16 protein-coding genes and 1 other annotated feature are annotated in these 20,481 nt (G+C 49.9%); of the genes, 3 read left to right on the top strand and 13 right to left on the bottom strand.

Translation table 11 applies throughout. The annotated features are described in order from the left end of the window. Positions 1–69: 69 nt before the first annotated feature. The 7 genes from M0415_RS16605 to M0415_RS16575 form a co-directional block, all read right to left on the bottom strand. Positions 70–2,283, bottom strand: coding sequence for a TonB-dependent siderophore receptor (locus M0415_RS16605; protein ID WP_176399963.1), 2,214 nt, complete (start codon positions 2,281–2,283; stop codon positions 70–72). 84 nt (positions 2,284–2,367) lie between these two features. Then, positions 2,368–4,263: a putrebactin synthase gene (pubC, locus tag M0415_RS16600; RefSeq protein WP_088212155.1), complete on the bottom strand. Its 1,896-nt coding sequence runs from the start codon at positions 4,261–4,263 to the stop codon at positions 2,368–2,370. After that, positions 4,260–4,916: a GNAT family N-acetyltransferase gene (locus M0415_RS16595; RefSeq protein WP_088212154.1), complete on the bottom strand. Its 657-nt coding sequence runs from the start codon at positions 4,914–4,916 to the stop codon at positions 4,260–4,262. Before M0415_RS16595 ends, pubC begins: the two co-directional genes overlap by 4 nt. Beyond that, complete coding sequence (locus M0415_RS16590; RefSeq protein WP_249554669.1) at positions 4,916–6,406, bottom strand: lysine N(6)-hydroxylase/L-ornithine N(5)-oxygenase family protein; 1,491 nt, start codon at positions 6,404–6,406, stop codon at positions 4,916–4,918. The genes M0415_RS16595 and M0415_RS16590 overlap by 1 nt, the downstream gene beginning before the upstream one ends. Positions 6,407–6,985: 579 nt before the next feature. Then, entirely contained in the window at positions 6,986–7,267 is a 282-nt protein-coding gene (locus M0415_RS16585) for a DUF2798 domain-containing protein (RefSeq protein WP_088212152.1), read from the bottom strand. Between the two features lie 181 nt (positions 7,268–7,448). After that, the gene (locus M0415_RS16580; protein ID WP_088212151.1) at positions 7,449–7,874 is read right to left on the bottom strand and encodes a glycerate kinase; all 426 of its coding nucleotides are present in this window, start codon (positions 7,872–7,874) and stop codon (positions 7,449–7,451) included. A gap of 230 nt (positions 7,875–8,104) precedes the next feature. Continuing rightward, entirely contained in the window at positions 8,105–10,033 is a 1,929-nt protein-coding gene (locus M0415_RS16575) for a TonB-dependent receptor domain-containing protein (protein ID WP_176399962.1), read from the bottom strand. 289 nt (positions 10,034–10,322) lie between these two features. On the opposite strand from M0415_RS16575, the gene M0415_RS16570 reads away from it, so the two are divergent. Next, positions 10,323–11,378 (top strand): alpha/beta hydrolase, encoded by a 1,056-nt coding sequence (locus M0415_RS16570; protein ID WP_088212149.1) that lies wholly within the window; start codon positions 10,323–10,325, stop codon positions 11,376–11,378. Between the two features lie 100 nt (positions 11,379–11,478). On the opposite strand, the gene trpA is transcribed toward M0415_RS16570, so the two are convergent. The 6 genes from trpA to M0415_RS16540 form a co-directional block, all read right to left on the bottom strand. Then, positions 11,479–12,315 (bottom strand): tryptophan synthase subunit alpha, encoded by an 837-nt coding sequence (gene trpA, locus M0415_RS16565; RefSeq protein WP_088212148.1) that lies wholly within the window; start codon positions 12,313–12,315, stop codon positions 11,479–11,481. A 5-nt stretch (positions 12,316–12,320) separates the two neighbouring features. Continuing rightward, positions 12,321–13,511 (bottom strand): tryptophan synthase subunit beta, encoded by a 1,191-nt coding sequence (gene trpB, locus M0415_RS16560; protein ID WP_011622240.1) that lies wholly within the window; start codon positions 13,509–13,511, stop codon positions 12,321–12,323. Positions 13,512–13,619: 108 nt separating this feature from the next. Next, positions 13,620–15,029 carry a bifunctional indole-3-glycerol-phosphate synthase TrpC/phosphoribosylanthranilate isomerase TrpF gene (gene trpCF / locus M0415_RS16555; protein ID WP_425383220.1) on the bottom strand — a complete coding sequence of 470 codons (1,410 nt, stop codon included), beginning with the start codon at positions 15,027–15,029 and terminating at the stop codon, positions 13,620–13,622. A gap of 77 nt (positions 15,030–15,106) precedes the next feature. After that, a complete protein-coding gene (gene trpD / locus M0415_RS16550) occupies positions 15,107–16,150 on the bottom strand; it encodes an anthranilate phosphoribosyltransferase (RefSeq protein ID WP_088212146.1) in 1,044 nt (347 codons plus the stop codon). After that, positions 16,150–16,758 carry an aminodeoxychorismate/anthranilate synthase component II gene (locus tag M0415_RS16545; RefSeq protein ID WP_088212145.1) on the bottom strand — a complete coding sequence of 203 codons (609 nt, stop codon included), beginning with the start codon at positions 16,756–16,758 and terminating at the stop codon, positions 16,150–16,152. The genes trpD and M0415_RS16545 overlap by 1 nt, the downstream gene beginning before the upstream one ends. Before the next feature lie 16 nt (positions 16,759–16,774). Continuing rightward, complete coding sequence (locus M0415_RS16540; protein ID WP_088212144.1) at positions 16,775–18,460, bottom strand: anthranilate synthase component 1; 1,686 nt, start codon at positions 18,458–18,460, stop codon at positions 16,775–16,777. 51 nt (positions 18,461–18,511) lie between these two features. After that, positions 18,512–18,619: a sequence feature (Trp leader region), on the bottom strand. 210 nt (positions 18,620–18,829) lie between these two features. Between M0415_RS16540 and rnm the strand changes: the two genes are divergently transcribed. Both rnm and M0415_RS16530 read left to right on the top strand, forming a co-directional pair. Further along, the gene (gene rnm, locus M0415_RS16535; RefSeq protein WP_088212143.1) at positions 18,830–19,690 is read left to right on the top strand and encodes an RNase RNM; all 861 of its coding nucleotides are present in this window, start codon (positions 18,830–18,832) and stop codon (positions 19,688–19,690) included. Next, positions 19,687–20,307 (top strand): L-threonylcarbamoyladenylate synthase, encoded by a 621-nt coding sequence (locus M0415_RS16530; RefSeq protein ID WP_086904495.1) that lies wholly within the window; start codon positions 19,687–19,689, stop codon positions 20,305–20,307. Before rnm ends, M0415_RS16530 begins: the two co-directional genes overlap by 4 nt. Positions 20,308–20,481 lie beyond the last annotated feature (174 nt).

The following is a 20,481-nucleotide window of genomic DNA, read 5'->3' as shown; positions in this document are numbered from 1 at the left end:
ATTGATTAAACTGCGGTGAGTCTACTCACCGCAGTTTTCATTGATGAACAACTGGTTAACGACAGCCTGTTAGAAGCGATAATCCAAATTCACGCTCATGCTGCGTGGGGCGCCGTATTGGAACTGGCTATATTGACCCACTTGGCTGTAATAGGTTTTATCTAAGGCGTTGTGCAAATTGGCGCTTAGCTTTAGCTGCTCGGTAAAGGCATAACTTGCCATTAAGCTGGCTAACGCGTAGGAGTCTTGCTCAACCTCGACTCTGCCTAAGGGCGAGTTCACGGTTTGATAGACTCGGCTTTGCCAATTGACCCCAGCGCCAAGCTGCAACTTGTTCCAATCGCCGCTAAAGGTATAAGTGGTAAAGAGTTTTAGCTGCTGGCGAGGGGTGGTGGTGTTGAGGCGATTGCCCTTAGGATCGTCGGTGCTGAATTGGGTGTAGCCGAAGTAGATATTCCAGTCATCGGTGATTTTGCCTGTGGATTCAAACTCAAAACCTTGGGTCTTCGTACCGTTAACCTCTCGATACACAGGAATAGTGGTGCCCGGCAACACATCACCAGTGCGTTCGCCAACATTATCTTGGCGAATTTCAAATACCGACAACGACATATCTAAGCTTTCATCCATCAAGCTGGCCTTAATGCCCGCCTCGTAGTTTTTGCCTTTGACGGGGTCGATGTAACTGGCATCGATGCGCTGCAAGGTTTGCGGCGCAAAAATATCCGTATAACTGGCGTAAAGGGAGTATTGCTCTCCGAGTGCGTAGGTCAGGCCAAAATAAGTGGTGAGCTCATTGTCGACCTTAAAATCATACTTGCTGCCAAAGTTATCTTGGTCGGTTTGCCACTGGTTCAGGCGCAGCCCCGCAAGCAATGCCAAGGCATCGGTCAGATTAAGCTGCGTGGCCACATAGGCGGCGCTTTGTTCGGTTTCGCCGAAGGATCCCGTGGTGTGAGTCTCCTTCCACTGAGGTTTTGGATACTGGAAGTTAGGATCGCGAAAATCCCCTAAGGGCGGTACGGCGGCCGTAGGATAATAGTAAGGGTTGGCAAACTCTTGGCGCTGACCCGTCCAACCAAAGGTGAGTTGGTGCTCTTGGCCAAACAGGGCAAACATTCCCTGTGCCCGTAAGTCGAGGTTATGTTGGGTACGGCTACCGTCGACATAGGCGATTGAGCCTGCGGTTGCGCCTATGTTTGTTACCGGATCGGGATAGCCTGTAGCCCAGAGTACATCGTATTTCAGTGCGTTATCGCCGTAACTGTAGGTGCCTTTTAGCTCCCAACCGTTATCAAAACGATGTTCAAGGCTGGCGAAGATATTGAGCCCTTGGGTATGCGCCGAGGCCCAATCGGGGGCGGTGGAGGTAGCGCGATCGTAATTTGTACGGCTGCCATCACTGTGGAACAGCGGCAGACCGCCGGACATTGTGCCTTCGGGGGTGGTGTCTTGATAATCCACTCCTAAAGTCAGCAGTGTGCTGGCGGTAATATCGGCTTCAACAATGCCATAGAGGGTGGTGCGTTGCTGCTCGTATCTGTCTTGGAAGGATTCTTTATCCTGATAGGCGGCGACAACACGGCCACGAATGCTACCACTGTCATTTAAGCCGCTGGATAAATCCACCATACCGCGCAGATTGTTCCATGAGCCGATACTCACTGAGGTGCTGCCCATAAATTCTTGTGTCGGGCGTTTACGAATAAGGTTAATCGCGGCCGAGGGATTACCCGCACCCGTCATTAACCCTGTGGCGCCACGGACAATTTCCACCCGCTCGTAGATGGCGGTATCGATAAGGTTATCGCCGTAGTTAAAACGGGTGTCATAGGTGGTGGGAACGCCATCATAAAGAATGCTAGTGACCGCAATCCCCCGCGAGCTGATGCTGTATCTGTCGTTGTCCATCGGCCGAGCATTGATGCCGGCCACGCTGGTCATGGCGTCGATCACGCTGTTTAGTTGTTGATCGTGCATCATTTGGCTAGTCACTGAGGTGACGGATTGCGGCGTCTCTAAATAGGACAAATCTAAGCCCGTTGCCGTATTCATCGCCTGGGTTTTGTAGCGCTTATCGTGGAGATCCTTAGCGCCAACGACATTAATGATTTCAATGTCTTTGGTGGATTTTTTCTGGGTGCCGCTGGCATCGGCATAAGCATAGGGCATGCTGAGTATGGCAGAGCAGAGGATAAGCTCAGGGCGGGTGATGGCGAGTTGGCAGTGCGCCGCGAGGCGGTTGAGGGGGAAGGTTTTCATAATAATGATCTTAAATTCCATTTAGGCTGTTTGATTGACTAGGTTGTTTTTGGGCACAGACGCGTGCCCAGAGTGGGCGCGGGCCCACTCAAGGTTAAAAGTGATTTAGGGGTTGGGTTTTAGCTTCTGATTTGCTGAGCCAAAGGCATGGCTTTGCCTAAAGGCGGCCAGCGGATTAACAATTTCGCCCGCAAAGCGCAGATTTTTTTCCCTGTCGGCAAGGTCAATCATCTGCTGGTTGTTATTAAGCTGAATGCGATTCAGGCAAGTGCGAACGAAGCTGTCTTTAAAGAGATCGTATTGTGCAAATTTGTCCGCCAACTGCGGATGCTGCGCTTGATAGTCGCGCACATTGTCTGCCACCAACTCCCAAAATTGCGTTTCGCTGACCTCGGTTTGCTTATCCAGAATGGGCGCTAAATAACGGAAAATACAGTCGAAAATATCGAGCAATATATAGTTGAGCTTCATCTCTTCCTCAAGCTCGACCGCAAGGCGCTGCACCTCTTGCGGCAGTGGCTCGCTACCGTTGAGTACTGCGACTTCTTCGCCGATATCCTTCATCAAAATTTTGACAGGGATGCCAGCATCGAGCACTAAAATCAGGTTCTCGCCATGAGGCATAAACACCAGATTGTAGGCAAAGAAGGCGTGCAATAGCGGTGATAAGTAGAGGTTGAGATAGCGCTTGACCCACTCCTTGGCGCTTAAGCCCGAGTGCGCGATTAAGGCGGCAAGCAGGGCTTGCTCCTGATGATCGACGTGTAATAGCGTCGCCATGGTCATCAGGGTTTGCTGCGGCTCAATATGCGGCAACGGACTCTCGCGCCACAGCGCCGACAGCATTTTCTTATAGGCGCTATCTTGGGTGAGTGCTTCTTCGTAATACCTGTGGTGATAACCGATTGCGGCGATTTCTTTTAGGATCACAAAACCTTGCTCGGCAAAATAGCTGTCGCTTTCGATAAGCTTGGCCACCCAAGCGTTGATCTGCGGGGTGCAGCTCATATACAGCGGCGAAAGCCCGCGCATAAAGCCCATGTTTAGGATAGAAAGCGCGGTTTTGACGTAGCATTTTTGCGGCGCAGTTAAGTTAAAGAAGGTGCGGATAGATTGTTGAACTTGGTAGCAATCTTGGCTTTCGCCGAGGTAAATAATGTCGCCACGGGCGATTTCGCCAGCAAAAGTGCGGGCAATTTTTTCGCGCCACTGCCAAGGATGAACGGGCATAAAATAAAAGCTATCGGCCGCTTGTCCCTTTGCGCTTAAGTGTTGTTGAAACTCGGTGAACTGTTCGCCAAGCTCCTGTTTTAACAAGCTATCATGGTCCAATCCTTCGAGGGCGGAGAAGGTGGTTTTGTCCTTACGCACCGCAATCCACACTAGCTTAAGCGCGCTGGCACTCTCGGGAGCAAATTGGTCATAGTCCTGCATATCAAAACCAATGCGGCCATTATTGGCGATAAACACTGGGTGCCCCTCGGTCATGCCCGCCTCAATCGTTTGATAGTCGGCTTTAGCGAGTGTTGCGACGGGGATGGCTTGATGGGCCAACTTGTAAGCCTTGCTGTAGAGGGTACTGGTGATTTCTTCAAGGTAAGTGGGCAGCAGAGTTTCACTCATGCCTAAGGCATCTTTCAGTTTGATAATCAAACTCATGGCATCGAGTGGCTTGTCTTGGCCCGCGCTGCTGACCCGAATCGACCCGGTTTCTATCTCAAGGTGGTCGAGCTGATAATGGCGCGCACTGAAGTAATAGGTGCAGTCCTTGAGCCTCAGTTCATAGTGATTGATACCTGCCGCTTGGCGGTAAATTTGTGGGGTGATGATCTTCTCATGGGTAAATTCGCAGAGAATTTTTTTCACCAAATGGCGATTGGCCGCCAGCCAATATTCCGGTATTAAGTGGGCGGGAACATGCGTGTGGGCAGCGGCCTCCAGAGCGGGGAATTCGGCTTGAGTGAATGGCTTAAGTAATGTGCGGTTAGTGGCTAAGTTCATCGGGTTACCTGCAAAGTGATAGGGTTAACTGCGGTTGCATGGGTTACTTGAGTTGCAGTGCGTTGCATAAAAGGGGCGCTGGTTTTTTGCGCTAATTGGCGACTCTGGGCGCTACAAAAACCGAGGAATGCGGCTTTGCTGCGCAGTTGAATGGCTTTTTGGTAGCGGATCCCAACTTGGCTGTTTAAGCGGTGGATTTTGTGATTTTGCTGATCCGGCTCGACAACCATTCGTTTAAAGGCAAGCTTTTCGAGAATGAGCTCAGCAATAGCCTGCATCACTTGACCGGACAAGCCATGAACAGGCTTACCCTCAAGCGGCGCGAGGATGAGGTGCATACCGCAATCGAGTCGCTCCACGGCATAGTGCTCACCCACTTCATCCTGGGCGGGATCGTACAACTCCACCATAAACAGCGGTTTGGCTTGCCATTCACCTATTAGCGCAACCTTGTGCTCGCTTGGCGCCAACGCCTCAGCAAGTGCATCGAGACTCATGCCCTGCATACCCCAAAAGCGGGCATAGTCTTGGTTAAACCAGCTCTGCAACATAGCGAGGTGTTGCGGGAGATTGAGCGGTTTAAACACAAACTCATCAATCACAATGGGTGTTGAGAGTGAGGCCGCACAGTGGCGACTCCAATGTCTGGCCATTACTGCGCCTCCTTGTGGGGTGCCATCAACACCGACACACTGCCGCCCGAAGGACTTATCCGCAGCGCAGTTTGTGGTTCAAGGCCGCGATGCTGCGCAGGTTGCACCGCCGAAGATATAGTCTTGCTTGGTGTGGCTGTTATGGCTGAATGGGTGCTGCTTGTGGGTTGGTTTTGCTGCGCGCGGATTTTGCTGGGATCGAAGGTTTGGAAGGCGATACTGTCTTCAATCGGATAGGGTGCGTAACCTAAAACCGCTTGCAGAATCGTCGCATTGCGGTAGCAGCCCATGCCCAGATCCGGTGAGCTGATGCCATGGGTATGCAGGCCCGCATTTTGGATAAAAATATCGCCTCTGATATCGATGCCATAATCCCGCTGAATGGCGAGTTGGCCGCGATCATCAAATTCAATTTGTGATTTAATTCCTTGAATAAATTCGGGTAAACGATATTGATAGCCAGTGCCTAACACTACGGCGCCCGTCTGTTGCTCGAGGGCATATTCCTGTTCGAGATGGTTGAATTTGAGGGTTAGCTTGTCGCCCGAGGTCTCTATCTTATCGAGTGCCACATTGGTCAGCAGTTGGCATTGGATATCGCTGACTAAGCGTTTTTGGTAAAGCAGGTCATAAATATCGTTGATTAACTCGGCATTGATCCCCTTGTAGAGAGATTTTTGATTTGCAATCAAGCGGCTGCGTTTCTCTGGCGTCAGTTCGTGGAAGTAATCCACATAATCTGGCGAAGTCATTTCTAGGGTGAGTTTGGTGTATTCCAGCGGATAGAAGCGTGGCGAGCGGGTCATCCAATTTAATTGATAACCATAGGTATCAATATCTTGCAGCAGATCGTAAAAGATTTCCGCCGCGCTTTGACCACTGCCGATCACGGTAATGGCGCTTTGGCTCTGCAGGTAAGTTTTCTGCTGCATATAGCTGGCGCTGTGCATCACGCGGGGATCGTGCATCGGGCAATTGTCTGGCACGTAGGGCGTGGTGCCCGTGCCGAGCACCAGTTTACGGCACAAATAGGTTTGGGGCTGGCCGCTGCGTCTATCAACCCCCGTAACATGGTAGATACCTTCACCGGCGTTGTAATCTAATTGGGTGACCTTAAAACCGAATCTCAGATTGGAGAGTTGCTTGCTAACCCATTGACAATACTGGTTATACTCATTCCGTGGCAGGAAAAAGTTTTCACGGATATAAAAGGGATACAGCCTGCCAGTTTGCTTGGCAAAATTCAGGTAACTATAGCGACTTGTGGGATCGGCCATGGTCACTAAGTCGGACATAAACGGCGTTTGCAGCCGAGAGGCGCTGAGCAGCATGCCGGGGTGCCAGTCAAACTCGGTTTTGGCATCTAAAAACAAACAGCTAAAGCCATCGATGGGTTCACTCAGGGCGGCCAATCCGAGATTGAACGGACCTATGCCGATACCGAGTAGATCGAAAATCCTGCGATCGTTTTCCTTTTTTGGGGTAGTCACTTACGCCTCCTTAAGTTCCAGCTGCCAACCGAAACTGTGGTTGTCATCATCGGCTGATGGGCAAGCCAGGAGTGGTTCTCTCTATCTCAGCCGAGTGAGTCATTCCCTTATCTTGCGGATCAGGATCGGTTCCATGTGTTGCGCATAAGCTGAGGATTACTGCCTCAGCGCAACGGCGAATAAATTAGCATTCTAAAAATTACAAATGCAAATCATTATCATTTGCAGGTTGTCGAAGGAGTCGTACTTTTGACTGGGAAATAAAGGGCTGAAATACGGTTTGTTAGCGAGGGAATTGCCGTAGCAAAAATGGTGTAAAACTTATGCTTAAGGTGATGTTTTAAAAATTATTTAAAATAAAACAGTTAATTATATTTGAGTTGAATAGGGATTTATTTCGGACTGATGGGATTGGAGGACGCAGGCTTAAGCAACGAAAGTGTGAGCCAATCTTGAGTGTAAATCGACTGTAAATCCGAGAGCTTGACTAGGTTATTAGATGATTTAGGGGTAAAGCGAGGAAAAACATAAAAGCCATTTTAGAAAATGGCTTTAGCAGCATTAAACACGGAGGTGAGTTTAAGGTAATTGCACAAAGGCGGCGGTTAACTTTCGCACTAAGGGGAGCACCATCAATAGAGTCGGGAAGGCGACAATCCAAGAGATAAACCATGCGCTAAACCAGAGCTCAACAAATTGCTCCGATGCACCGACACCGTTTAAGGTACTGATCCCTGAAACGATGCAACTCATTAAAATTGATAGAAAAAACGGCATCACAATCGTAACGTATTTAGCGGGTAATTTTGGAGTACCAAAAATCGTACGGTTTTTATTGGGTACAGAATCTAAGCTGGACATGTGGCCTCAATCGGATTTGCTCTGGCGAAAGAATGTATAGATTAGGCTTAATCATTAATACCTTAAGCACAACCTGTTCGCCATTCTAGAGACAAAGTGGCCTAAAAGCCATTGACGCTTAGCCATGATTCACCGTCTCGTTAGGCAAAGTCATGGTTTAGGGAGGGAGTCTAGCTTAGCCTTAATCTTGCCAGTTAGTCACCCATAATTCCCCAGTGACATTGACCCAATGACCGCGGGAGATCGGAGAGGTGCCCAGTTCGTTATCGAAGGGCAGGGGAAGGCTAGATTGCAATAGATACACAGTATCATCGGGCGTTTGGGTGATCTCAACGATTTGTCCGGATGCCTCAAAGTGACAATTATGTTTAGGGAAGTGCAGACTCTGGCGGTGTTCAATGATGTCGGTCTGCAGGTTTGCCTTGGCTAAGCGGCCGAAGAGTTCAACCTTAACCCACTGATTAACGGGAAAACGTTGTTTAGCCTGTTGATCGCTCCCCTGATAATAAAACCACACCGGGGCGCCATTATCCCATTGGGCGGCCACTTCACCTTGAAAACCACAACCCCAAGGGGTGACGTCGAGAATATAGATTTGATACTGCATAAAAAGTCCATTTACCATAACAAAACTGCCGATGTTACCGGCGCTATATTAACATCTCTTTCGCTAAGACATGCGACTCAGCGCTCAATATAAGCCTTGGGTTTGACAGTTTTAAGAAGCTGAGAGTTCTTACTTTGGCATCATTGGTTGTCGCAGTGTGGGAGGCGAGAAAGAAAAGGGCCAAATCCGATGATTTGGCCCTTCAGTGGCGAAACACTCATTGAAGGCGATTACAGCGTTAACGTCACCCCAGCGAACACGGCGCGTCCCGGCAGAATGGTTTCTGTGGTGCCGTCGGAGTCTTCAGCGGGTTGCTCGTTGGTAAAGTTGGTCATACCCGCGCGTAGCTTGATGTTTTCCGTTAACCGATAGCTGGTGCCAAAATCGAAGCGGCTATAGCCACTGCGTTTTATCGCGCTGCTATCTAAGTAGTCACCAAAATAGTTACCGCTGACATAGAGTTGCCAGTCATCAGTCATATGCCAATCGAGCTGAAGATTGGCGGTTTGATCGGGACGTCCATTTAACTCTGAGCCATCGCTTTTTTCTGTATCTAGATAGCTGTAGTTGCCTTTAAGACTGAGATCTTCGGTCAAATCGATTCGGCCCGTCAGTTCTATCCCCTGTAAGGTCACTTCGGACTCATTGTAATAAGTCCGGCTCGGGCTCACTCTATCCCAGGTCGATACTGTGATTAAGTCTTTGACTTTATTGTGGTAGGCCGTTGCCGAAATATCCCAAGTGTTATCGCTCATGAGTACTGAGAACTCATAGTTTACGCTGGTTTCTGGGTCGAGATCGGGATTACCAACCACGGAGCAGGCACCACCGCAACTGACTGATGCAAAAGTGGGCGATGACTCAAATAACGCCGGAGCCCTAAAGGCCGTGCCTACACCGCCTTTAAAGGTCAGTTTATCGGTGGCACGATAGACAATATAGGCGCGCGGGCTGAGGTTATTGCCATACTTTTCATTATCTTCGTAGCGGGCACCTAAGGTCAGCGTCCAGTCATCTAAGAAGTCGATTTCATCTTGAGCGAAGAGTGAGTATTGGTCGACGCTATCACCTTTGGTTGTGGGGTACTGAACTGGATCTTCAACCTCGGTCTTATGGTACTCGCCGCCTAAGGTAAAGTCCTGCTGCCATAGGCTGAAAAAGCTGGTGGCTTTGAAGCTAGTATTCTTTTCATCAATATGGCGTCCTAAAGGCGGCTGCAGGCTGTAACGGCTGTTGTAGTCGTAGAGCTTAGAATCTTCGAGATTGGCCTCTAACTGGGTTTGGCCCCATTGCCAGTCTGCCTTGTGGGTAAGGCCAAAGGTATTGCGCTCGATTTGCTGTTCGCGCTTTGATTTCTCAGCATAGGTCGTGAGAGGGACTTTGTCTTTATCATATTGATAATCAAAGTCTAATGTTTGATTGTCAGTCAACTGCCAAGTGAGTGCGCTGTAGAGTTTCTTGGTTTTACGCTCTTCTATGGTATCGAAGGTCGGTGTGATTTCGGGTAATTGCCAAAGATCCTGCTCTGCGGATTCGGCGGTGAGCATCAGCCCTAAGCTATCGGTCAATTTCCCCGAGGTAAACACGTTGTAGCGTTGTCTATCGCCGCCATCCCCTTCTTGCATTTGACTGTATTCGGCATCGAGGGTGAGCTGCCAATCCTCGGTCGGCGCCTTAGTGATCACGTTAATCACCCCGCCAACGGCGTCTGAGCCGTAGAGTGCCGACATTGGACCACGGACAATTTCGACCCGCGAGATTGCATCAATCGGAATTGCGGTAATGTCGAAGTTACCTCCGCGCCAAAGGCCGTTTGAGGAGGACACGCGTTTGCCGTTAACGAGCATTAGTACATAGGTTTCATCCATACCACGGACATAGAGGCTGTTACGTCCTGCGTTACCACTGACCACGTTGACACCGACACTGCCACGCAGCACGTCGCCGAGATCTTTTACGGGCAGCAACTTAATCTCTTCGGCATCGATGACAGAGATAGAGGCGGGCGCTGAACTTAACTGTTGGTCCTTAGCGCTGGCGGTGACCACTATGTGTTCGAGTTCTGTGTCATCGGCCTGTGCCGACAGGAGTGGTTGCAGTGAACAGGCGAGTGCTAACAGTGCGAAAGGAAAACGATTTAGCGTTTTATGGTTACTCAATTTCAATCCCCCGATATCCATTATCTAATTAATTAACAAAGCAAAAATGGTAAATCTTTGTAAATCGACTATTTCAACTGGTCGCCAAAATAGCACAATCACTCATTTCTTTGAATGATAATAATTGTCATTTACAATGTAATCGAAGATGATGTGATTCACGTCACTTAGCAGGATGGAGGAGGGGAAATATTGTCGCCTTGTCCCTCAATGCAGACTGCGCATTATTAGCGTCTTAAATGCATTTTCATCGAATATTCAATATCTTCCTAATAGGAAACAGTACCCAATGCGATACTTTTTAGTTGTAGTCGGTTTATTGATGGGGAGCGTGATATCACCGCCCACCGCGGCGGTGGAATATCAAAGCCAGCAATTGCAGTCCAAGCTGCTTAAGGAAACACGGCAGTATCTGATTGCACTTCCTGAGGGATATGCACAATCGACTGAGGCGTATCCCGTTGTTTATCTACTTGATGCAGATGAACAATTTGATCATATGGCAAGCTTGCTGCAATTTTTAAGTCAAGGCGCTATGCCGCAAATCCCCAAGATGATTATTGTTGGCATTAATAACACCGAAAGGATGCGGGATTACACTCCGACCCATACGCTGGTGTTGCCTAGTGGGAAAAAAGGCAATCCCAAATACCAGCAAACGGGTGGTGCGGGGCGATTTTTAGATTTTATCGAGCAGGAATTAGCGCCGAGCATACATAGTCAGCTGCGAACCAATGGCATTAATGTGTTGGTGGGCCACTCCTTTGGGGGCTTAGTGGCGATGGAAGCGCTACGTACCGACAGGCAACTTTTTTCGGCCTATATCGCCATTGATACTAGTCTGTGGTTTGACAGCCCACATTACCTCACTCAGCTCGAAAACCGAGTTGAAAAGGGCGATTTCAAGCAGAAACAACTCTTTATGGCGATTGCAAATAATCCCTTGTCACCGGGATTTGGCGTGTCTTCCTATCATAGAGATTTAAATTTGGCCTTTGCGGACAAGCTGACTAAAAGTCCCCCTCAAGGACTGAGTTTTGCGGCCAAATACTATCCCGACGAGACACATCAGAGTGTGAGTCACATAGGTTTATACGATGGTATTCGCCATCTGTTTAAAGACTTTGCCATCGATATCTATGCCGAGACATTTAGCAAGCAGCAAGTGATTGACCAATATCGATTATTATCGGAGCGCTTTGGCTTGAGGGTGACTCCACCTCAGCAATACCTCGAGCAGTTGATCCAATATAGCGAGAGACAACAGCTTAGCGATCGCAAACAAAGCCTTGAGTCATTGAAAGCGTATTTTGCAGGTGTTAAGTCAAATGAGGCACTGAGGTAAACCTGATTGTCGAACTGAGCTGGAGGCATTTTTAGCGCTTAGAAACAACTGAGCACAGGTGCAAACACGTCTGTGCTCAGATGGTCAGTGGTTTAATTAATTAGGTGGCCGCTTTCATGGCGCGGGTAAATTCGCCTAAAGTGGACAGTAACTTAGCTTCATCCTGTTGATGGGCTTCGATAATTTTAACCACGGCCGAGCCAGAAATCGCACCCGCTGCGCCCGCTTTGATGGCGGCGCTCACTTGAGCAGGCTCGGCGATCCCAAAGCCTAATAGCGGTGGCGGCGCATTAAATGCTTGCAGCTTAGCTAAAATATCTTCAACGGGCGTACCCGCCTTAGTGTCTGTGCCTGTCACACCGGCGCGGGACAATAGATAGGTATAGCCTTCGCCACTTTGGCTCACTTTTTCAAGGGTTTCGCTATCGGCATTGGGCGGCGCGATAAAAATTGGCGCGATACCATGGGCCTTAGCGGCTTGAATAAAAGGCGCGGCTTCTTCAACTGGCACATCGGCGATAAGCACTGAGTCCACGCCCGCTTGCTGCGCTTTAGCGTAAAAAGCATCGATGCCATTAGCGAATACGAGGTTCGCGTATAGCAATAATCCAATTGGCAGTTCAGGGTATTTAGCGCGAATTTGCGCTAATAGGTTGAAGCACTGCGTGGGCGTTGTACTCGCGGCGAGGGCTCTGAGGTTCGCGCCTTGGATCACCGGGCCATCGGCCAGCGGATCGGAGAAGGGAAAACCTAATTCCAGAGCATCGGCACCATTTTGCACTAAGGTATCGATAATTTTCAGCGACAACTTAGGGCTTGGATCGCCTAAGGTGACAAAGGGCACAAAGGCGCCGCGGCCTTCGGCTTTTAAACGGCTAAACGCTGCGTGATAACGGCCGCTTTGCTGAGGGATAGTTTGGGTTGCAGTGTTGCTCATCTTAGTTATTCCTCTTTACCGTTTAAAATGTCTGACACAGTGAAAATATCCTTATCACCTCGACCCGAGAGGTTAACGACCAAAATGGTTTCTTTGGTGCACTCTTTCGCTAGGCGCAGGGCATAGGCGAGGGCGTGGGCCGATTCGAGCGCGGGGATAATCCCTTCGCTACGAGCCAATAATTGGAAGGCTTCTAGGGCTTCATCATCGGTGGCCGATTCGTAGCGAGCACGGCCAATCGCGTTCAAATGGGCGTGTTGTGGGCCAACGGAGGGGAAGTCGAGGCCTGCTGAAATCGAATAAGACTCTTCGATTTGACCTTCGCTGTCCTGCATCAGGGGCGCCTTCATACCAAAGAAAATCCCAGTTTTGCCATGTTTGAGCGGCGCACCGTGCATATGGGTATCGATGCCTTTACCTGCGGGTTCTACCCCAATTAGCTCGACACTGGTTTCATCAATAAAGTCGGCAAACATACCGATGGCATTAGAGCCACCGCCGACACAGGCGATCACCGCATCGGGTAGACGACCTTCGCGCTCCAGCATTTGCTTCTTGGTTTCTTCGCCGATCATACGTTGGAACTCACGCACTATGGTCGGGAAAGGGTGCGGCCCTGCGGCTGTGCCTAATAGATAGTGGGCTTTTTCGTAGCTGCCGGACCAGTCGCGCATGGCCTCGTTACAGGCATCTTTTAAGGTGGCAGAACCTGAGGTGACAGGAATGACTTCTGCGCCCATCAAACGCATTCTAAATACGTTAGGTGATTGGCGGGCAACGTCTTTCGCGCCCATATACACTTTGCACTTTAATCCCAGCAGTGCACAGGCAAGGGCGGTGGCAACACCGTGTTGGCCTGCGCCGGTTTCGGCAATAATCTCCTTTTTACCCATGCGTTTAGCCAATAATGCTTGGCCCAATACCTGGTTGGTTTTATGGGCGCCGCCGTGGAGTAAATCTTCCCGCTTGAGGTAGATTTTCACCATAGGGTTAGGGCTTAAATTGCGGGTTAAGGTCAGTGCCGTTGGGCGACCAGCGTAGTTTTTCAGTAGGTCGGTAAACTCGGCTTGAAAGGATTCATCGGCCTGCGCTTCGACAAAGGCGTTTTCGAGTTGCTTGAGGGCGGGGACTAAAATCTGCGGCACATACATACCGCCGTATTCGCCGAAATAAGGGTTAAGCTTTAACTGTGACATACCTTGTTCCTTATCCTATTCATTTGTTTCGATGGCGTTTTAGGTTAACGCCATCGAGTTTCAATTCTTGCTAGCCTGTGCTTTGCACTGGTTTTTATAAAAGCTGGTCTAGAGTCGTAATTGACTAAATGCCGCTTGAATTTTCTCTGCCGACTTAACGCCGGGAGCCGTTTCGAGGCCAGAGTTAAAATCTAAGCCGTAAAATCCTTGGGCGTTGGCTCGGGCGGCATTGTCAGCATTGAGGCCGCCCGCGAGCATGGCCTCGGCTTTATGGGCAATGGGGAGTTGCCAATCAAAGGCTTGCCCCGTGCCACCAAAACCTGCGTCATTCTTGCTATCAAAAAGATAACGCTGCACCCCTCTTGGCATCGCAGCAAGCTCACCACTTTGAGCATCGACACTGACCGCCTTCCAAATTTGAGTGTTCAGTCCGGCCTGTTGCAGCAATTGGCTTAACTCGGCAATTTCCAACTCAGTCTCACTGCCATGCAGTTGCAGCGCGGCTAAGCCACATTCTTGGGCGATATTCGCCATGAATTCAGGCGTGCTGTTTACAAATACGCCGACAAACTCAATGGCGGGCAAGTTAGCGGCGCGGTATTGCTGTACTAACTGTTTGGCGGCATCTTGGGTGAGCGCGCGCGGTGATTTTTCAGCAAAAATAAGTCCTGCATACACGGCGCCGGCAGTGGCCGCCGCTTGAATATCTTCAAGGCGGGTGAGGCCGCAGACTTTATTGTGACCGAAGATCAATTTCCGGCAGGCTAAATCAATGTCTTCTTCGGCCATAATCGAGCTACCGACTAAGAAGCCATCGACTAACGGACTTAAGCGGCGCACTTGTTCGTTAGTGTAAATGCCCGATTCGCTGATCACTACTCGTTCGCTGCCGATATGCGGCGCAAGGGCTTCTGTGGTGGCCAAATCGGTACTTAAATCCCGTAAGTTGCGGTTATTAATGCCAATAATAGGTGCGTTTAAGGCGATGGCGCGTTTCAGTTCTTCCTCATTGCTGACTTCCGTCAGCACATCGAGTTGATACTTGGCCGCCTCGCTGGCAAGTTGCTGATATCGCTCATCATCGAGCACTGAAAGCATCAGCAGAATCGCATCGGCGCCCTGATGTGCCGCCAACTTGATTTGATATTCGTCAACAAAAAAGTCTTTACACAGAATCGGTTGGCTCACTTTTGCCCGTACTTTCGGGATATAGTCCATGTCTCCTTGGAAAAATTGCTCATCGGTTAATACCGAAATCCCAGCGGCATATTGGGTATAAATTGATGCGATGGCTTCGACATCAAAGTCTTTACGGATTAAGCCTTTGGATGGACTGGCTTTTTTACACTCTAAAATATAACCCGCCTTCGGGGCTTTTAAGGCGGCAAATAAACTACGGTCCGAAATCTTGGGGGTTAAGCTGTCTTCAGGAAAACGCAACTTAAGGGCGGCGATATGGGCGACCTTAGTATCGACGATACGGGTTAAAACGTTGGCTTTTGCGGTGCTGGTTTGCATGCTACCCCTTACATCCTGCGATGCTTGATTATCTTCCGAGCGATGCGCCTCGGGTTGTTGAACCTGTGCCATGGTCATTATTCCTGTGCTTCGCTGCTGACTTTAGCGAGTTGATTCAGTAATTCAAAGGCTTTGCCGCTTTTAATGGTATTGAGCGCAAGGGTGGTGCCAGCTTTGACTGAGTCCGATAGGCCACACAGATATAAGGCACAACCGGCATTAATGGCAACCGCATGGGTGTGGGCATCGCTGCCTTGTCCTTGCAAAATAGATTGAGTGATTTGGGCGTTTTGTGCAGGCTCTCCGCCTTCAAGCTCGCTAATTTGGGCTTGAGGCACGCCAAAATCCGCAGGCGTTAGTTGATACTCAATAATCTCACCGTCTTTGAGTTCGGCGACCTGCGTGCTGCCATGGAGCGCCACTTCATCTAAACCACTGCCGTGTACCACCATGGCTCTTTGCGTGCCGAGGGCTTGCAGTACGCGGGCGATGGGCGTCACCAGTTCAGGACTATAGACCCCAAGCAACATAAATTCTGGGCGCGCTGGGTTAATTAATGGCCCTAACACATTGAATAAGGTGCGAGTTTTCAGCGCTTGGCGCACGGGCACCGCATGTTTGACACCGCCATGGTAGTGGGGCGCAAACAGGAAACACAGGTTGAGTGATTCTAAGCAACGGCTCGCCAGCTCGGGTGACATGGTTAAATCGATGCCAAATTGGGCGAGTAAATCCGAAGAGCCCGATTTGCTCGAGACCGAGCGATTACCGTGTTTTGCAACCTTGGCGCCAGCAGCGGCGGCGACAAAGGCTGCTGTGGTGGAAATATTGATGGTATTAAAACCATCGCCACCGGTGCCAACGATATCGATAATCCCTTGGCTACGGCTTGAGGCTGGATAGGGGAATGGCTTGGCGGCGGCGCGCATCGCATCGGCGGCGCCACTTATTTCGGCAATGGTTTCACCGCGAATTTTAAGGGCCATTAACATTGCCGCCATCACTGCCTCATTCATTTCACCTTGGATAAGGGTGCTAAAGAGGCTGGCGGTTTGCTCGCGGGTCAATGCCTTACCCTGAAACAAAATATCGAGCAGGGGCTGAATCGATGTTGCGCTCATTATTGGGCTCCTGCGGTATTGTGGGCGATGTCTTGAGTCAAAAAGCGTAGGGTTTGGGTTAACAATGTGCTGCCCAAGGTGGTTAAGATGGATTCTGGATGAAACTGAAAACCGACCGCTCTGTGCTCGGAGTGCAAAATCGCCATTGGCATCTCTTCTGTGGTGGCAATCACTTCAAGACAATCGGGTACTTTTGTGGCGACTAAGCTGTGATAACGGGCGACAGGTAGCGGCGAAGGCAAGTTAGCAAACACGCCCGTACCATCATGGAAGGTGGGGCTGGCTTTACCATGAACCACGAAAGGCGCGCGCTCCACTTTACCACCGTAATATTCCACCATGGCTTGATGACCTAGACAGATCCCAAGCATAGGCACTTTGCCCGCGACTTTGTCGATCAACGCCATCATGGAACCCGCTTCATGGGGCGCACCTGGGCCTGGCGATAGGACTAAGGCGCTAGGCTCGGTTTCCGCTAACAGCTTGTCGGCGATATAGTCGGCGGCAACATCGTTACGGTAGATCACCACTTCACAGCCAAGGCTTCTAAATTGGTCGACTAAGTTGTAGGTAAAGGAGTCGAAGTTATCGAGTAAATAGAGTTTCATCTTGGGCTCCTTATCTTTATTGTTCAGTCGTAGTGGTCGCAGTTGCTTGCTGGCTTTCATCCAAGCCAGCGCCCATCTTGATGGCCGAAATCACTGCCTGCGCCTTTTGGCGGGTTTCATCGGCTTCACTCTGGGGATCGGAATCAAACACCACGCCAGCACCCGCTTGGATATGGGCCACGCCGTTTTTCACAAAGGCGGAGCGGATCACGATACAGGTGTCCATATCCCCAAGGGCGTTGAGGTAACCCACAGCGCCGCCGTAGCTGCCGCGGCGGGTCTTTTCTGCCTGACGCACCAATTGCGAGGCGCGCACTTTTGGGGCGCCAACTAGCGTGCCCATATTCATACAGGCCTGATAGGCGTGGAGTGCATCTAAGTCTTGGCGTAGTTGACCTGTAACGCGGCTGACTAAGTGCATCACGTGGGAATAACGGTCGACTTTAAGTAACTCGGCCACTTTGCGGCTACCACTTTGGCTGATACGGGCGATATCGTTACGGGCTAAATCGACCAACATTAAATGTTCGGAGAGCTCTTTTTTATCCAAACGCAATTCGAGTTCGATACGGCTATCGAGGTCGAAATCAATCTCGCCGCTGGCGGTTTTGCCGCGTTTACGGGTGCCTGCAATCGGGTACACTTCGACCTGATTATTGCTGGCTTCATATTTCAGCGCGCTCTCGGGCGAGGCGCCAAACAGGGTGAAGTCATGGCCCCTGAAATAAAACATATAGGGGCTGGGATTGGTTAATCGCAGTGCGCGGTAAGCTCCCAAGGTATTGGGGCAGGGCAGGCTAAAGTTACGTGAAGGCACGACTTGGAAGATGTCGCCAGCAATAATGTGTTCTTTTAAATCGATAACGGTTTGTTTGAAGTCCTCATCACTGACATTCACTTGCTCTTTGGCCGTTATGCCAATGAGGGCGGGCGCAGGCATTGCACTCTTAACTAAGGCTTCACATTGGGCGCGGATATTCTCTGCTCGCTCGGCTAAGGCTTGGGTCACCTCAATCTGTTTTGCAGAACCTTCACTAAAGTTGTGGGTGATGATCTCGGCGTGCTTTTGCTTGTGATCGATAAGAATTAAGGTTTCGGCGAGATAAAATAAATAATCAGGACAATCATTTGCCCCATTTGGCGCTTCTGGTAAAGGCTCGACGGTATCAATCAGATCGTAGGAGAGCACGCCTCCCAAAAATAAGTCTTCGAATGCCGGCGTCTGGCCACAATCGATATGCTTTACAAACAAGCGCAAACCATCGAGGGGTGAGGTGGATTTTAAGCGGGCATCTTCATCCTTAAGCTCAGTGTCCTTTTGCAGCGTGACCACTAAGTTGTGGCCATCGTGTTGGCATTGAGTTTGGCTTGAACGAGCACTAAAAAATTGCTCAATGGGGGCGAGTAAACTGATGCCATTGTCACTCAGTGCGCTAAAGCGTAAACGATAGCCGTCGCAGCGGATCATCAGCGCCGCATGGGTCATCACCATGCTCTTAAGATTTTCCTTGCTGTCGATTTCTGCCGATTCTAACAACATGGTATGGGGTACATCTTGGGTGATGTGCTGGTACAGGCGCAGTGGGTCGCTATGATATGCCAGCGTCGCCTTGAGCGTATGCGAACGTGCGAATGTCTGTTGAGACGGGGCAAAATGCGCGCCATCAACTTGGGTAACCTGATTAAATGTCTTTAGGGTCATGCTTATCTCGCTTTTTATCCGTTTACCGCGTTGCAGACATTTTTCGCACCAACAAAAAAGCCCGCATTTCTGCGGGCTTTTTTGTTGATTCTGTTACTTTCAAATGAGCACAGAGCTTCACACCACCCGCTAAGTTGGGAAGTGCCACCACCAAATGATGTTGAAAGAAGCGTTAATCTGAGTCATTCAAAAGGGCCTCAATAATTCGTTAGTTGAGCTATAGAAAACATGAGCCTGAGCCGAAAGTCAATTGAATATTTTTCAAAATGATGGATTCACGCCGCTAAATCACTGTACCGAATGCCATTCCTACTCGATAAAGTGTGAGATAAATGCACATTTCATCTTAAATTCACGTACAATAACGGCATGAATACTCAAAGCATATTGGCTGACTTGCACAGCCACACGACCGCATCCGACGGTCATCTCACGCCGTCCGAGCTGGTCGCCAGAGCCCTTGAAAAGGGCGTGCAGTTATTTGCGATTACGGATCACGATACGGTTGCAGGCTTAAGTGAAGCCCGTGCCTTCAATCAAGCGCAGGCCGAACCGTTAAAACTGATTTCTGGGGTTGAGATTTCAACCCGTTGGAATAGTTACGATATTCACATTGTGGCACTCAACTTTGATGAGACCCATGCCGAGTTATTAGGCTTTTTGGCACATCAGCGTGAGTTGCGTGAGCAGCGCGCCGAAGAAATCGGTCATCGCTTGGCTAAAGCCGGGATTGAAGGCGCCTATGAGGGCGCTAAAAAACTCGCCGCTGGCGCTGCCTTAAGCCGTGGTCACTATGCACGCTGGCTTGCCGATAATGGCCATGCGGTGGATATGCCAAGTGTGTTCAAACGTTATTTAGCTCGCGGTAAAACCGGTTATGTGCCCAACAATTGGGGCGATATGGCCAGTGCGATTGAGGTGATCCACAATGCGGGCGGCCTCGCCGTATTGGCCCATCCGAGCGGTTATAAGTTGTCGGCCAAGTGGTTAAAGCGGTTAGTACGAGAATTTAAAGAAGCAGGCGGGGATGCCATGGAAGTGGTACTCGGCCAACAAACGGTGGATGACAGGGCAAATTTAGTGGCGCTGAGTGTCCAAAATCAGTTGCTTGCATCGATAGGGAGTGATTTTCACTTTCCAAGCAATTGGATTGAACTAGGTAAAAACCTCTACCAGCCTCAAGGTATTGATTGGGTCTGGCAGTCGGGATCTTGGGTGGAACGACCATGAGTCAGTTTTTTTATGTACACGAAGTAAATCCACAGGTACGCCTGATCAGTCAAGCCGTGGCTGTGCTTAAGTCCGGCGGTGTGATTGTATATCCAACCGATTCGGGCTATGCCCTCGGTTGTATGATTGGCGAGAAAGATGCGATGACGCGCATTACCCGCATTCGTCAAATCGAGCATGACCATAATTTCTCGTTAATGTGCCGCGACTTATCCGAGTTAGCGACCTATGCCAAGGTGGATAATCAGGCCTACCGCATCTTAAAAAGCTGCACGCCTGGACCTTACACTTTCATCTTTAAGGCGAGCAAGGAAGTGCCCCGTCGTCTGCAAAATGACAAGAAGAAAACCATCGGTATCCGCGTGCCAGACAATGTGATTGCCTTAGCGCTGCTCGAAGCGTTAGATGCGCCGCTGATGTCGACCAGTTTGGTGATGCCTAATAGTGATTTTGCTGAATCGGATCCTGAGCACATTCGCGATCTGTTAGAACATCAAGTGGATGTGATCCTGCACGGTGGCTACTTAGGTGAAAAACCGACCACAGTCATCGATATGTCGGAAGATGGTTTCGAAGTGCTGCGTGAAGGCGCGGGTGATGTGACTCCCTTTCTCTAACCGCGATTTATCCTAAGAGATTAAGGCGATAAAACCATCATTTGACAGTATTATCGCCGCTCAATTGCGGGTATAATCGCGCGTTTGGCGTGGGGGCGCTTGCATAGCGAGCTTATGCCGCGCTCAGTACGGGTTCGAGTCAGTCATCTACAACCGTTTAAAAACGATTGTTTT

It is taken from the genome of Shewanella sp. 10B, assembly GCF_023475885.1.
Classification (GTDB): domain Bacteria; phylum Pseudomonadota; class Gammaproteobacteria; order Enterobacterales; family Shewanellaceae; genus Shewanella; species Shewanella mangrovisoli.
Note: the sequence above shows the minus strand (reverse complement) of the source record. Positions and strands in the feature narration are given on the sequence as shown.